Origin of the sequence: Acinetobacter sp. YH01004 (assembly GCF_013420455.1) — a bacterium.
Lineage (GTDB): Bacteria > Pseudomonadota > Gammaproteobacteria > Pseudomonadales > Moraxellaceae > Acinetobacter > Acinetobacter towneri.
This window is the reverse complement of the sequence record NZ_VOXZ01000008.1, coordinates 91,371-104,926: the sequence shown is the minus strand read 5'-3', so window position 1 is coordinate 104,926 and position 13,556 is coordinate 91,371. Positions and strand designations below refer to the sequence as shown.

Below are 13,556 nucleotides of genomic sequence, written 5' to 3'. Positions count from 1 at the left end.
TGGAAGCAGATGAAATATTATTGGCGAGATTTTCAAGTCATGACAGCTGATAAAATAGAGCAATGGGTGGAGAGAGTATCAAACCAATTCGGAAAAGAATACATGTTTACTTTTTAATGACAGCTTACTTTCGTCCTTATGTATGCCTAAAATCAGCAAAAAATCTATTTTTTAAATTCAGTAATATTAATAGGCTGATCTTTGACTAACTCAAGTACTCCTTCACCACCTTTAAAGTGAATAGATACACCATCATCATTGCTCAGTAAAATACCGCTACCAGATACAGCACGTTTTAAATGATAAACTGTGTCTGAATTATCTACCATTTCTGCAGTTTCAAAATTATCTGAAGATTTTAATTCAATGGTTAAATCTTGTGGGCCATTAAAATAAATAACTTGTGTTTCTGCAGGTGCATTACTTTGTACTTTTTCTTGGCTCACTTCATTATTTAAATTTGAGTTACATCCCATTAAACCGAATGCAAGTAATGTTGCCCCTAAAATATATTTCATTTTTGTACCTTTTCTAAAAAATTGAAGCAAACTTATACTAATGACTTTAACTTTTGATAAAAAGATGGAATTACACTTTTATACTAAATTTTACTGAAAGTAATGAAGCTAAAGTTGACTAAATAAATCAGGAATTGTCTTCTTTAAAAATTAATGCAAAAAAATATAGCAATATATGTTTCTTTAAATAAAACCTACATACACTCACATTCCTTGATCTTGAATTATTGTACGCTCATGTCATCTTAATTTTTGAATTTCAGCTATGAGTAAAAATAAAATGTACGATGCTCAAGTTTTACAGCAACAATATGAGCAATGGCATGATTTACATCGACAGATGCGAGAAGCGCAGCAAAAATGGCAAGCTGCAGAAAAGCTCTGGCAAGAATTACAGGCCTATTATCAAAGTGAACAATGGCTTGAGGACTATGAAAATGCGCCTGAACTTAGCTGCCGCGAAGGGGAATATTCTATATTATCGCAAGATACGCTATGGAATGCTTTAGAAGAGCGTCGCCAACATGCAATTGATTGGATGAAACTGAGTTTAAGTGTGATTGAGAATTAAACTTAATCCAAACTTACATCTAATTTATTTTGATCAATAAAACTATCATCACAGTTTTATTCAGTAAATTTACTGCATATTTAATCAGTTATGTTATTTTGAGTTGGTTTGAAGAAATTAAAAACGAGTATCAACATGAAAAAGTTATATAGTGTTTTGGCTGTTTTAAGTGTGGCAACTTTAGCTGCGTGTAGTAATCAGCCTATCAATGAACAAACTCAGGTGCCACAGACCATGCAAAATTGTGTCCCAGAATCTGCTGCGCAGTTAGTTGGTAAAACAGGTTTGACTGAAACACAAATTAAAGCGCTTACCCGAGCTGAAATTGTGAGAATGGTTACACCAGGTCAGCCTGTAACAATGGATTATCGTATGAATCGCGTCACTGTGGTGGTCGATCCGAAAACTAAAATTATTCTACAAGCTTCTTGCGGCTAAACAATTTTAAGAAATTTTCTCAATATTACCCTGAAAATTTGATCTGATTTTCAGGGTTTTTCGTTTTAATCAGCCAATCACTCAAAATTAAAGTACTACAGTGTTAATATATCGGTTGTCTTAAAATTTTAGATCAGGTTAGAAATGCACTTATTTATGTGTTTGAAAAATCAAGGAAATATACATTGATGCAAGCCTTGAATATATCGACACGTTTAGGTGGATTCTACTTTTTCTACTATGCAATTGTTGGGACGTTTTTGCCTTTTTGGAGCCTGTACTTAGAAGATCAAGGCTTTAATTATCAGGAAATTGGTGTTTTATCTTCCATTGCCATTTTAACGCGCTTTTTCGCGCCTTTTATTTGGGGATGGATTGCCGATAAATCAGGCAAACGGATGCTTTTGGTACGCATCGCAACTTGGATGGAAGCCAGCATTTGGTTGCTGATTTTTATTGTTCCGAATAGCTTTCAGTCTGTTGCATTACTCATGCTGATTTTTAGCTTTTTCCAAAATGCAATTTTGGCACAATTTGAAGGCGTGACTTTGTTTTGGTTGGGCGAGAAACGTGCAGAACTCTATGGCAAAGTGCGAAAATGGGGTTCTATAGGCTTTATTGTCGGGGTTTTTGGCATAGGTGCTATTTTAGAAATTATACCAATCTCCATGTTACCGATGTTGCTACTCAGTATTTCTTTACTGGCATTTCTATGGTCGTTCAGTATTCAAGAACCAAGCACCGCACCCATTGCACAAAAACAACTTGAACCCTTATTGCCCATTTTAAAGCGCCCAGTGGTCTATTCATTTTTTATTATTGAATTGATTTTGCTGTTTTCGCATGCACCATTTTATAGTTTTTATAGTAATTTTTTAAGTCAGGCAGGATTTAGCACAAGTCAGATCGGTTTATTGTGGTCTGTCGGGGTGGTTGCTGAAATCATTATGTTTGCCTATGCGAGTTTGTTTTTAAAGCGTTGGTCTTGGCGTTCACTGGTTGCCGTATGTTTAATTTTAACAGGCTTACGTTGGGTGATAGTTGGTTTATTTCCATCCATATTTTTTGCACATTTTTTTGCACAAAGCATCCATGCCTTTAGTTTTGGATTATTTCATATCATTGCCATGCGGGTGATTTTTCAAAACTTTTTTGCAGGGCAACAAGGTCGTGGGCAAGCACTTTACAGTACCATGTGGGGTTTAGGTGTTGCACTGGGGAGTATTTTGGCAGGGCATTATTGGGATATTGTTTCAGGCGAATGGATTTTTATTTTTGCAGGATTATCTACACTCGTTGGTCTGTGTTTTATTTGGGGATTGCCAAAGCAATTAGAATCGCAGTCAATGTCGAGTGATACCAAAGCCTAGTTGGTAATAGCGTTCTTTTATCAAAAATAGAAGCAAGCAACGTTGGATTAGCATAGTTTGCTTGCTTCTTACTCATTGCTACATCAAATACGGATTTTAGCGTATTGATGCCACCACGGTTGAGCCGTTTCAAGTTGTGCAGCCAGTTGTAAAAGCACATCTTCACGTGCAAAAGGCGCAATAAACTGCGAACCCAATGGTAAGTTATCTTTATTCCAATACAATGGCACAGACATTGCTGGCAGCCCAGTAATATTGGCAAGTTGAGTAAATGGCACCCATTTTAGGTTTTCTTTGACAATGCGATCGACCAATTTACCTTGCGCTAACCAATGTGCTTTACCTGCATGTAATAGTGTTTTTAAAATTGGTTTTTGCCATGCAGGAGTTTTAACTTCGCCATTTTTTGGTGCAACTGAGGCAGTTGCAGGGATGAGGTATAAATCATAACGCTCAAAGAATTGATTCATTTGCGCGACATATACCCCCCAATTATTCAAATTACGAATGTAATCTACTGACGTGGTTTTTGCGCCAAAGGCAGCCAAAGCCAAAGAGTCGAGCTCAAAATTATCGGAATGATTTGGCAGGCGAGTTTGAATTTCAGCAATTAAATAAGCAAATTGGCTAAACCATGTGGTAATAAAATCTTTGGCCAATTGCATACCATCAATAGCCGGGCGGTCTTCAACAACTTCATGCCCTAAAGATTCTAAAAGCTGTACGGTTTTTTGAATGGCATTGATCGCATCTTGTGAAACAGCTGTACCAATCGGAGATTGGGTCGAATATGCGATTCTTAATTTTTTTGGCGCTTGCTGAATTGCATCTAAATAACTGCGTTCAGGAGCTTCAATTTTGAAAAGTGAATGACCATCTGCGCCATGCGTTGCATCGAGCATTGCCGCACTGTCACGTACACTTTTACTTAAAATATGTTGCATCGCTGCACCATGCATGGCTTCACTGAGTTGTGGCCCCCACGGGGTGCGTCCACGACTTGGTTTTAAACCAAACAAACCACAGTAAGACGCAGGAATACGAATTGAACCACCGCCATCACTTGCCCCTGCAATCGGCACAATACCTGCCGCAACTGCAGACGCAGAACCACCAGAAGAACCACCACTATTGTGTTTCAAATTCCATGGATTTTTACATGCACCCCAAGCATCTGGCTCGGTTATCCCTTTAATCCCAAATTCAGGCGTGTTGGTACGTCCAAAGGTAACGATTCCGCTATTTTCCCAACGATTTACAATTTCTGCATTTTGTTCTGCAAGATGATGCGCACGTTTTAAACCCTGACAACCAAATGAAGTCGGATAGCCTGCATATTGTTGAAATAAGTCTTTGACTAAAAAGGGCACACCTGCAAATGGGCCTGTTAATTTTGTTTGTGTGCGCTGCCGTGCATGTTCATGCATAGGAATAATAATGGCATTTAATTGTGGATTGGTTTGTTCAGCACGTTGTAACGCAATATCTAATAATTCTGAGGCCTGAACATCCTTTTTGGCAACCAGCTCTGCCAAGCCTAAAGCATCATATTGGAGGTATTCTGCAAGTTTCATTTCAATCCTGAAAATCTGTATTGTCAAATTGATGTTGTATGCTATTTTTGTTTAAGAAGCAAGAATGACCCGATTACGACCTTGCATTTTTGCCTGATATAGCGCCTGATCTGCCTGAATAATTAAATCTTGTAAAGGGAGATTGGTGGGTAAGTGTGTATGTGACACGCCCATGCTTACTGTAAAATGAATGGGTTCAAGGTTTTCTAAATTTAACGCTTGATGTTCAATACACATACGAATACGTTCTGCAATGCGTTGAGTTTTATTTAAGTTATTATTGTTCAGCAAAATAATGAACTCTTCACCACCAATGCGACAAAATAAATCGTGATCACGTAAATTGCTTTTAACGATGTTAGAGAGATGTTGCAAAGCACGGTCACCGACATAATGCCCATATTGATCATTCATTTTTTTAAAATCGTCGATATCTAACATAATTAAAGACAATGAATGATTGTTTTTATGCTTTAAAGCTTTTTCACTTAACTGAGTAAAACTACGGCGGTTCAGTGTTTCGGTTAAACTGTCATGATTTGCCAAATACAATACTTCTCTATACAACTGATTTCGGTTTTGGCTAATCACACATAAAATTAACGTGGCAAGACCTAAAATAATTAAACCCACACGAATAGAAATAATGGTGGTTAAATAACTCGAATTCACTTGATCTATAAACAAGCCTGTGACGCTGTGATACAGAGTTAAACAGACCAAGCTATTAATCAGTGCCAAATTAAAAAGTTGATAGCTGGCAGCTGCCCAAATTAATGCAGCCAATGGATACAACAATGCACCTGGTCCATAAAAAATATGGGTGCAGGCGATAGAGATCAGTAATGCAAAAAAGGGCAAGATATCCTGAATTTGAGTTTCTTTAGCATATTGATTATTTATAAGTTTTTTGAATTTAGACCAGCCTGGGGCAGCCAAAATTAAAGGTAAGACAATTACCGCATTTAAAATTTCACCAGACCACCAAGTAAAAAAATCAATCCAACGATTTTCTTTTAACATAAAGGTGTGCGGCAAATTTGGCAGCAGAAGAATGGCAAATAAAGCCCCAAAGAAACAGCCTAAAGTTACAGCAATAATATGTGGATATAGCTCTGACACATTATTATTGCTCGCTGGAAGTTTAGCGCGGGCAAAATTAAAGAAAAACAACCCACTAAAAACAGCTACAAAGTTGGAAAGCGTTAAACCTAGCGTCATCAGGAAAGTATTGTCTGTGACCAAATCGGCGCCCATATAGCCAAAAAAAGCACCCAAAATTCCACCAAAACTTTTTAAAGATGGAAAGCGAATGAGTAGCCCCAACAAGAGGGCGTTGCTTGGCCAAAAAAAAGAAAAGTAGCTAAGTGGGCGAGTAAAAATACCCAATAAACAAGAAAAAAATACCACAACGGCTAGCAGTCCAAAGGCAAATATTTGCTTTTGAGTCGAAGATATAGTTTGCGGTATGCTAAAGTTTTGCAAGTACTAAACTCACTTTTGCAATGGGTTGATAATTAAGAAAAAAACTTGAATTAGTGTGACGTTCACAACAGAAAGGCGATCATATCAAATAACCATTACCTACAAAATCGATTAAATGTAAACTAAGTCACATTTTCGTTAAATAAAATTGTTGTCTTATGTTTATGCTTGCAGATTTGGATTAAAAATATGCTAAGTTGTCTAAACGGTTTATATCTTTAAATAAATGTATGAAAAAAATATATCTAACCACAGTTTTAAGCTTATGTTCTGTCTGCGCGATTGCGAATGAAAATACAACAATAGATTCAGCCAAGTTAACGCCAGTAGCAGCAGAAACGACCAATAAATTTCGTGTGGTGACCCGTCCAGAAATTGTGGGGCTGTGGGGCATGCAAATCCCAAATAATCGTAAATGTATTGAATATTACAACTTTAAAAGTAATAGCGATGTGGTGATTAAAAGCGGTCAAGAATGGTCTGCAGGTGTATATGATTATCAACCTTCACAAGACCCTGCAAATTCGTTACCGGCTTTAATTTTGCAAGTTAAATATGACAATAATGAAGTGGATTGTTCTGGATATCAGGAAGACCAAACAGGGGACATTTCACAATATTTTGTAAAATGGAAAAATGCGCACACCATTAATTTCTGTAGTAATGAAAAAGCAGAACAATGTTTTGCGACGTTGTACCGCGTCCTGCCTTAAACTTTTCATTATTTAGTCTATTAGAGATCTTTTATAAACTCGTACCCCTCATCCTGTAGCGCGTGTATTGATCATCTAGAGCGCTAAAGCACAAAAGTAGTGAATTTCAATCTTTCATTAGACGAATTATTGATGATCATTTTTCGAATCCAGAATCAATTAACAAGAGCGACACATTTTAGTGAGTTGAAAAGTTAGGTGAATTCTTAGAATCATTAGACTTTTTCAACCGGCAATGACCTTATTACATAAATTTGGAGCAAGCTGTGATTTAAAGGTTTGAGGAAATTTAAATATAATTAAAACATAGTGTTAGATATTTGTTTCAACAAAGCTCTTACAAATAAGACTTTATTTTCTCTTATTCATATACGAGTGTACGAGTGCATTTTAATTTAATGAAAATTTTATCGTCTTGCTGAAAATAAAAACGGCTACTGAGCCATGCAAGCATTTTGCGACACATGGCTCAGCAATAAATCCATAATTATGCCTCGTCAATTTCTAAAGGATTTAGACTTTGGACAGAACTTGCTTTAAATGGTGCAGCAATTTGCTTTAAATCTGAACCCGATGGGGCTTGATACACTTTTAAGCCAAACTCCGGAATAATTGCCAGCAAATGATCAAAAATATCGGATTGAATACTTTCATATTCTTTCCATGCAGTGGTTTTGGTAAAGGCATAAATTTCTAGTGGTAAACCTTCACTGCTTGGCTGTAGTTGACGAATAATCAATGACTGAGATTGATTAATACCTGGATGTTGTTTCAGATAAAACTCAACATAGGCGCGGAAAGTCCCTAAATTGGTTAAACGGCGTTGGTTGTATTGTGATTGATTTGCTAACTGCTGATTAAACTGCTCAATTTCTTCATTTTTGCTATGTAAATATTGATCCAATAACAAAAACTCTTTAAGTTTGCTTTGTTCATGTTCAGTCATAAAGTGCACAGAACTTTGATCAATTAAAATGGCACGTTTAATACGTCGGGCACCAGCTTCCTGCATGCCACGCCAGTTTTTAAAGGTATCGGTAATGAGTTTATTGGTTGGAATAGTGGTCAGGGTTTTATCCCAGTTTTGCACGGTGACTGTATGTAATGACATATCAATGACATCACCATCGGCATTTAAAGAAGGCATTTCAATCCAGTCACCAATCCGTACCATATCGTAGGAAGAAATTTGTACCGAAGCCACTAGAGATAAAATGGTATTTTGGAAAACCAACATCAAAACAGCAGCCATCGCACCAAAACCTGCGAGTAAGGTAAACACATCTTTTTTCAGGAAAGTGCCTAAAATCATGAGGGCACAGACCACATAAATAATGAGTTTAACTAACTGCAAATAGCCCTTAATTGGCTTGTTGCGTGACTTAGGGTTGCGTTGATAGAACAGGTTAAAAATATTTAAAAATTCAGAAATTGCCAATGCAATGGTCAGGAATATAAAGGCTTGCGCACCCATTTGCACAAAGCTTTCTACTTTATCTGACAAATGCGGTACGGTGGTGATGCCGTTCATAATCACGACAGCTGGGACAATGTTGGCAATACGTCGGATGACACTATGCTGTGAAATAATTTCACTATTGGCAAAGGTCATTTTAGAAATCAGTTTGCGAATCCCGCGCACTACAATTTGCTTGGCAATAAAGTTGGCTAAAATTGCCAGTAGAATCACAATACTGAGTGAGGTCAGCATTTCTAACCAAGGGTATTGGTTATACCATTCCTGAATATTTTGAATAAAATTAAATTCTTGCAAAAGGTCCTCGCTTTAAGGTTGCTGATTTTCGTCTGCACGGCACTTAGAATTTTGGCCTGCAATTCACCTTAATTCTTCATTGATGTATGAAATTGTTAGATAGTGTATCGACTAAAGTTTAAATTTGAAGGTTGAGTAACTTTTTGCTACATTTCAATTATTTGTTTTTACTGAAAGTTTTCAATCAAGTTGCAGTCATAATAAAAAAGCCAGTACAGATACTGGCTTTGAATAGATACCTAGCATAAATATTTGCATAAATACTTGCGTGATCTACCACATTAAATCATCTGGAATCACATAGGCTGCGTATGGATCTTCTTCATCTGTCGTGGCTTCATTTTTCTCGGCATTATTGACAATAATAAAGCCTTCCATTTTGCTATTAATACGTTCAGCTAAAGCTTTAGGCAGGAACGCATAACTGTCATTTTCTTTGGCAATCACCAAACTACCTGCCACGAGTGCATTGTAAATTTGTTGATTGATATACACTTTTTTAATCTTGCCATCTAAAAACTGATAAGCCACTTCACCATCGGTATCACGAATTTTATGCTGCTGAATCATTTGCATAATTGCTGCTTTCAGTTCTTTTTCCTGTAAAGCGGCTTTCTTTTCTTGCTCAATAGCTTGGTCTTTGGCGAGTTTTTCTTGCTGTGCCTGTGCAATTTTGGCTTTCACTTCAGCATCTTTACTTTCACCTGTGCGCTGTTCGTGTAAGGTTTGTTTAGACAGTTTTTTTGCTTTTTTATTATCCACTAAACCCGCTTTGAGCAATTGTGCCTGTAGTGCATTTTTAACCATGATAATTTCCGAAACTTAATGTTGAAGATGTCGATAGCGAAAATAAATAATCCAATACACCAAACTCAAACTTAGGCTGAGTCCTGCAGGTACCAGAAAAGAATTCAGTTTAAATGTAGGATAAATGGCTGCAGCGAGTAATCCACCCACAAAGAAACCAATTAAAATCAGTAGGTGTAAAACAATACGCCTTTTTTCAACTTGTAAGCCCCGCACTCGATAACCGAGAGCTAAGCCTAAATCGGTCAATACCCCAGATAAATGTGTGGTGCGGATGATGGTGCCTTTATAGTAGCTGATCATGGCATTTTGTATGCCCATGGCAACCGATGCCCAAAGCAGGGCATAACGTGGGAAATAAGGCAATAATGCCCAGCAGATTAAAATAAAAAATGCCACCAAACTCATGGGCAAACCATAACGACGCCCTAAGCGAAAATTGCTATTTCCTAAAATGACGCCGCTATAAAATGAGCCAATCACATAGCACAAAATCACCAGAAACAAGAAAATCATGGCTTCTGGTTTCCAGTCGATTAGCGCCATCGCCAAGATACTAACGTTACCAGTCATGTGCGAAACGGACTGGTGCAATACGGTCACCAATCCGAGTACGTTAATAATTCCAGCATTGACGGCTAGAAAAAAAGCACCAAATTGCACCCAAAGGGGTAAAGTTTGAAAAGGCATAATGAGTGATTGCGTAAGTTTCCTAACGCATTGTATCTTAACTCAAACCACGGTCAACCGCAGTAGTAAATAGCACATCGGTAGATGAGTTAAGTGCAGTTTCGGTTGAATCTTGCAATACGCTAATGACCATACCAATTGCAACAACTTGCATGGCAATATCTGAAGAAATACCAAATAAGCCACACGCTACAGGAATGAGCAGTAACGAGCCGCCCGCAACGCCTGAAGCACCACAGGCCGACACCGTTGCAACCACAGATAAAATCAGCATGGTGCTAAAATCGACAGAAATTCCTAAAGTATTTACCGCAGCTAAGGTCAAAACGGTAATGGTGACCGATGCGCCTGCCATGTTAATTACTGCACCTAACGGAATTGCAACACTCGCGGTTGATTCCTGTACGCCTAAACGCTTGGCTAAGTCTAAATTGACAGGGATATTGGCTGCAGAACTACGGGTAAAGAAAGCAGTAATGCCACTTTCGCGTAAGCATTGAAAAACTAAAGGATAAGGATTGCTGCGGGTCACAAATGCCACCATGATTGGGTTGATGACCAACGCGACAAAGAACATCGTACCTAACAAGACTGCCAATAATTGAGCATAACTGGCTAAGGTGCTCAAGCCTGCATCGGCAAATGTCACGGCAACCAAGCCAAAAATACCGAAAGGCGCAAAGTTAATCACCAAGCGAATAACGCGATTGACTGCATTGGCTGCATCATTCAACAATGCTTTGGTGGACTCTGTAGCATGGCGGAAGGCAATCCCTAAAGCCACAGCCCAAGCCAAAATACCAATAAAGTTGGCTTCGGCAATGGCAACTACAGGGTTAGCAACAAAACTAAGTAAAAGATTTTTCAAAATTTCAGCAAGACTGCCCGGCGGGGTTAATTCTGACTGTGTTGCAACATCTAAAAATAATGTACTTGGGAAAAGCGTACTTGCAATAACTGCACTGAGCGCAGCCAAGAACATACCAATCGCATACATCAGCATAATCGGTTTGATATAAGCATTGCTGCTTCCAATTTTAAAATTGGCAATCGATGCCATGACCAAAATAAACACTAAAATTGGCGCAACAGACTTTAGGGCTTTAATAAATAAATCACCCAAAAGGCTTAAATAAGGCGCAGATTCTGGAAATAAAATTGCAACAGCCACACCGAGTACAATTGCAATCATAATTCGGGAGACTAAACTCAAACGCAAAAAAGCTGAAAACATACGAAAATAAGGTAAAAGAAAAGCGGCTATTTTATACTGAAATATCCATGTGCTTAAAAATAATTTTGATTTAAAAGTTAAGTCTATATTTTTAAAAGTGATATTTATTAAACTGTTTAAATTTCAGCAAGATAAAAGTACTCATTGATCAAAAAGTATGTGTGTTGAACATCCAGTTTTAAAGATAAAATTAAAGATCAATTTCTTGATCTTTAAGTCAGTTCAGGCGCAAGCTCTTGCATGGCTAAATAATGTGAAAAAAAAACTTTTCCATTTAAATGCTGCAAAAGTTTTGAGTGTTGTAATTTGTCCATTACCGGGCCTTTAATTTCAGAAAAATGCAGACAAATATTCAATTTTTTTAGTTCAAGATTTAAATCTTCCAGCATTTCGAGTGCGCTTAAATCAATACTGCTAATACTCGAACAATTCACCACTACATGCTTTAACTGAGGGTTTTGGCTGACTTGATTAATAAAAAAGCCTTTTAAAGTATTGGCATTTAAAAAGGTTAGATTTTCATCAATTCGCATGGATAGCACGTGTGGCGCGGTACGCACTTGATGCCGCTGAATATTACGAAAATGTTGTGTGCCTTCAAGTAAACCAATTACCGCAATATGTGGTCGGCTAATACGCCACAACATTAGAATAAAGGTGGACACAATCCCAATAATTAAACCTGTCGAAATATCAATGAATACAACACCAAAGAACGTCACCCACATGGCCAGACCATCGGCTTTGGAATAACGCCAAGTTTCTTTAAAAGATTGGAACTCGACCAGTTTCCAAATTGAAACAATAATGGTTGCAGCCAAAACAGCCAGTGGTAAGTCTTGGAAAAATCCCGTGAAGTATAAACTGACAATAACAATCACGATGGAGGTAAATACACCTGCCATTGGTGTTTTTGCACCTGCATCGGCATTGACCACGGTACGCGACAAACTGCCTGTGACGGGAAAAGAGGAGCTAACACCTGCGCCAAAATTGGCTAAACCGAGTGCAATCAGTTCCTGATTGCTATTTAAGTGACTACGTTGTTGTAAGGCGGTGGCTTGCGCAATAGACAGAGATTCCACAAAACTGATCATGGCAATCATGGCTGCGCCAGGAAGGAGTTGTAGAACAAGTTGTGCATTCCATTCAGGGAATTGAATAGGCGGAAATCCTGAAGGAATTTCTCCGACTGTTTTAATGCCGATTTGTTGCAAATGCAATGAATAAACCAAAGCAATTGAACCGATCACCAATACCAATGGCAAGGCTTTTAAGATAAAGCCGCTACCTCGAACACGCTCACGAATGGCATTACTGTTGATGATTTTAGGGGCATAAATTAGAAATAAAATGGCAGCAACACCCAAGAGCACGCTATAAAAATGGGTTTGTCCCACATATTTCCAAAAGCTGTATAAGAACTCAGGTAAGTTATTGGCTTTAAGGGGGATGTCTAACACAAATTTAAGCTGTCCAATCGCAATCATTAATGCAGAGGCAATAATGAAGCTTTTAATAACAGGATGGCTAATGAGTTGAATTAAAAAACCGAAGCGAAAAATCCCTAAAAGTAGCGAAATAATGCCGACCATCACAGCAAGTAAACAGGCTGCTTGAATATAAGCTGCCGAGCCGACTTCAAATAATGGATTGAGCGTCGCAAAGGTCATCATGGAAATAATGGCGACTGGGCCAATGGACAAAGTTGGACTGCCACCAACCAAGGCGTACATGATCATGGGGATCACGCTGGCATATAAACCCATGACAGGAGGTAAACCTGCAAGCATGGCATAGGCCATTCCTTGAGGTACAAGCATGGCAATGACGATAAACGCAGACAGCAGATCAGATTTCAATGTTTCTGCATTGTATTTTCGCAGCCATTGCCAAGCAGGCAGTACACGAGCCAAACGTGAATTGAAATCTGACATACTGAAATCTAAATCATAAATTTAGATATATTATGAACAAAAAATGCTAAGAAGTCTTTGAAATAGCAGGAGAGTATTCAAGTTTTATGGTGATGCCTGATAATACAGGCATTATCATTTAGTCCTGCGGGCAATAAAGTGCATAGAGGGTATTAAGTACCTGCACCATTTTTTCATCTTTAATTGAATAAAAAATTTGCTTGCCATCACGGCGGGTATTCACCACATCACTTTTACGCAGCATCATTAATTGTTGCGATAAAGTAGGCTGATGAATTTGAGTTATTTCTTCAATTTGCGATACGTTTAATTCTTGTTGAGATAAATGACAAAGAATTAAAAGACGGTCACTATTCGCCAAAGATTTTAAAATTCCAACAACGGTATCCGCAGATTCACGCATTGATGTGATTTCAAGACCATCGTTCATTGTTTTATTCTCTTA

At 37.9% G+C, this 13,556-nt stretch carries 12 protein-coding genes and 2 pseudogenes; 5 read left to right on the top strand and 9 right to left on the bottom strand.

Annotated elements, in window-relative coordinates:
• Positions 1-117: pseudogene (locus FTT71_RS07665) on the top strand (transposase); the annotation flags it as partial.
• A gap of 47 nt (positions 118-164) precedes the next feature.
• Here the strand turns inward: FTT71_RS07665 and FTT71_RS07660 are convergent.
• Complete coding sequence (locus FTT71_RS07660; protein WP_004973479.1) at positions 165-518, bottom strand: hypothetical protein; 354 nt, start codon at positions 516-518, stop codon at positions 165-167.
• A 265-nt stretch (positions 519-783) separates the two neighbouring features.
• Between FTT71_RS07660 and FTT71_RS07655 the strand changes: the two genes are divergently transcribed.
• From FTT71_RS07655 to FTT71_RS07645, 3 genes and pseudogenes are all read left to right on the top strand, one after another.
• Positions 784-1,089: a DUF4298 domain-containing protein gene (locus FTT71_RS07655; RefSeq protein WP_154320729.1), complete on the top strand. Its 306-nt coding sequence runs from the start codon at positions 784-786 to the stop codon at positions 1,087-1,089.
• 237 nt (positions 1,090-1,326) lie between these two features.
• Positions 1,327-1,527, top strand: a pseudogene (locus FTT71_RS07650) (I78 family peptidase inhibitor); the annotation flags it as partial.
• 188 nt (positions 1,528-1,715) lie between these two features.
• Positions 1,716-2,897 carry an MFS transporter gene (locus FTT71_RS07645; protein WP_180160840.1) on the top strand — a complete coding sequence of 394 codons (1,182 nt, stop codon included), beginning with the start codon at positions 1,716-1,718 and terminating at the stop codon, positions 2,895-2,897.
• A gap of 83 nt (positions 2,898-2,980) precedes the next feature.
• Here the strand turns inward: FTT71_RS07645 and FTT71_RS07640 are convergent, their stop codons facing one another.
• Entirely contained in the window at positions 2,981-4,471 is a 1,491-nt protein-coding gene (locus FTT71_RS07640) for an amidase (RefSeq protein ID WP_131261947.1), read from the bottom strand.
• A gap of 51 nt (positions 4,472-4,522) precedes the next feature.
• Positions 4,523-5,956 carry a GGDEF domain-containing protein gene (locus FTT71_RS07635; protein WP_207973578.1) on the bottom strand — a complete coding sequence of 478 codons (1,434 nt, stop codon included), beginning with the start codon at positions 5,954-5,956 and terminating at the stop codon, positions 4,523-4,525.
• A 230-nt stretch (positions 5,957-6,186) separates the two neighbouring features.
• On the opposite strand from FTT71_RS07635, the gene FTT71_RS07630 reads away from it, so the two are divergent.
• On the top strand, positions 6,187-6,669 hold the full coding sequence (locus FTT71_RS07630) for a hypothetical protein (protein WP_004973490.1): 483 nt from the start codon (positions 6,187-6,189) through the stop codon (positions 6,667-6,669).
• Positions 6,670-7,156: 487 nt separating this feature from the next.
• On the opposite strand, the gene FTT71_RS07625 is transcribed toward FTT71_RS07630, so the two are convergent.
• The 6 genes from FTT71_RS07625 to FTT71_RS07600 form a co-directional block, all read right to left on the bottom strand.
• The gene (locus FTT71_RS07625) at positions 7,157-8,443 is read right to left on the bottom strand and encodes a mechanosensitive ion channel family protein (protein WP_096901601.1); all 1,287 of its coding nucleotides are present in this window, start codon (positions 8,441-8,443) and stop codon (positions 7,157-7,159) included.
• Between the two features lie 273 nt (positions 8,444-8,716).
• Positions 8,717-9,250 carry a DUF2058 domain-containing protein gene (locus FTT71_RS07620; RefSeq protein ID WP_004973493.1) on the bottom strand — a complete coding sequence of 178 codons (534 nt, stop codon included), beginning with the start codon at positions 9,248-9,250 and terminating at the stop codon, positions 8,717-8,719.
• 15 nt (positions 9,251-9,265) lie between these two features.
• The gene (locus tag FTT71_RS07615) at positions 9,266-9,940 is read right to left on the bottom strand and encodes a YoaK family protein (protein WP_131261946.1); all 675 of its coding nucleotides are present in this window, start codon (positions 9,938-9,940) and stop codon (positions 9,266-9,268) included.
• A gap of 37 nt (positions 9,941-9,977) precedes the next feature.
• Entirely contained in the window at positions 9,978-11,174 is a 1,197-nt protein-coding gene (sstT, locus tag FTT71_RS07610) for a serine/threonine transporter SstT (RefSeq protein WP_179988981.1), read from the bottom strand.
• A gap of 212 nt (positions 11,175-11,386) precedes the next feature.
• A complete protein-coding gene (locus FTT71_RS07605) occupies positions 11,387-13,111 on the bottom strand; it encodes a SulP family inorganic anion transporter (protein ID WP_136143917.1) in 1,725 nt (574 codons plus the stop codon).
• Between the two features lie 118 nt (positions 13,112-13,229).
• Entirely contained in the window at positions 13,230-13,541 is a 312-nt protein-coding gene (locus FTT71_RS07600; RefSeq protein ID WP_154320733.1) for a metalloregulator ArsR/SmtB family transcription factor, read from the bottom strand.
• Between the last annotated feature and the right edge of the window lie 15 nt (positions 13,542-13,556).

Coding starts and splice junctions, on each gene's coding strand:
- FTT71_RS07645 (WP_180160840.1), top strand. CDS start 1,716: ATGCAAGCCTTGAATATATCGACACGTTTAGGTGGATTCTACTTTTTC.
- FTT71_RS07660 (WP_004973479.1), bottom strand. CDS start 518: ATGAAATATATTTTAGGGGCAACATTACTTGCATTCGGTTTAATGGGA.
- FTT71_RS07600 (WP_154320733.1), bottom strand. CDS start 13,541: ATGAACGATGGTCTTGAAATCACATCAATGCGTGAATCTGCGGATACC.
- FTT71_RS07640 (WP_131261947.1), bottom strand. CDS start 4,471: ATGAAACTTGCAGAATACCTCCAATATGATGCTTTAGGCTTGGCAGAG.
- sstT (WP_179988981.1), bottom strand. CDS start 11,174: ATGTTTTCAGCTTTTTTGCGTTTGAGTTTAGTCTCCCGAATTATGATT.
- FTT71_RS07655 (WP_154320729.1), top strand. CDS start 784: ATGAGTAAAAATAAAATGTACGATGCTCAAGTTTTACAGCAACAATAT.
- FTT71_RS07620 (WP_004973493.1), bottom strand. CDS start 9,250: ATGGTTAAAAATGCACTACAGGCACAATTGCTCAAAGCGGGTTTAGTG.
- FTT71_RS07605 (WP_136143917.1), bottom strand. CDS start 13,111: ATGTCAGATTTCAATTCACGTTTGGCTCGTGTACTGCCTGCTTGGCAA.
- FTT71_RS07630 (WP_004973490.1), top strand. CDS start 6,187: ATGAAAAAAATATATCTAACCACAGTTTTAAGCTTATGTTCTGTCTGC.
- FTT71_RS07615 (WP_131261946.1), bottom strand. CDS start 9,940: ATGCCTTTTCAAACTTTACCCCTTTGGGTGCAATTTGGTGCTTTTTTT.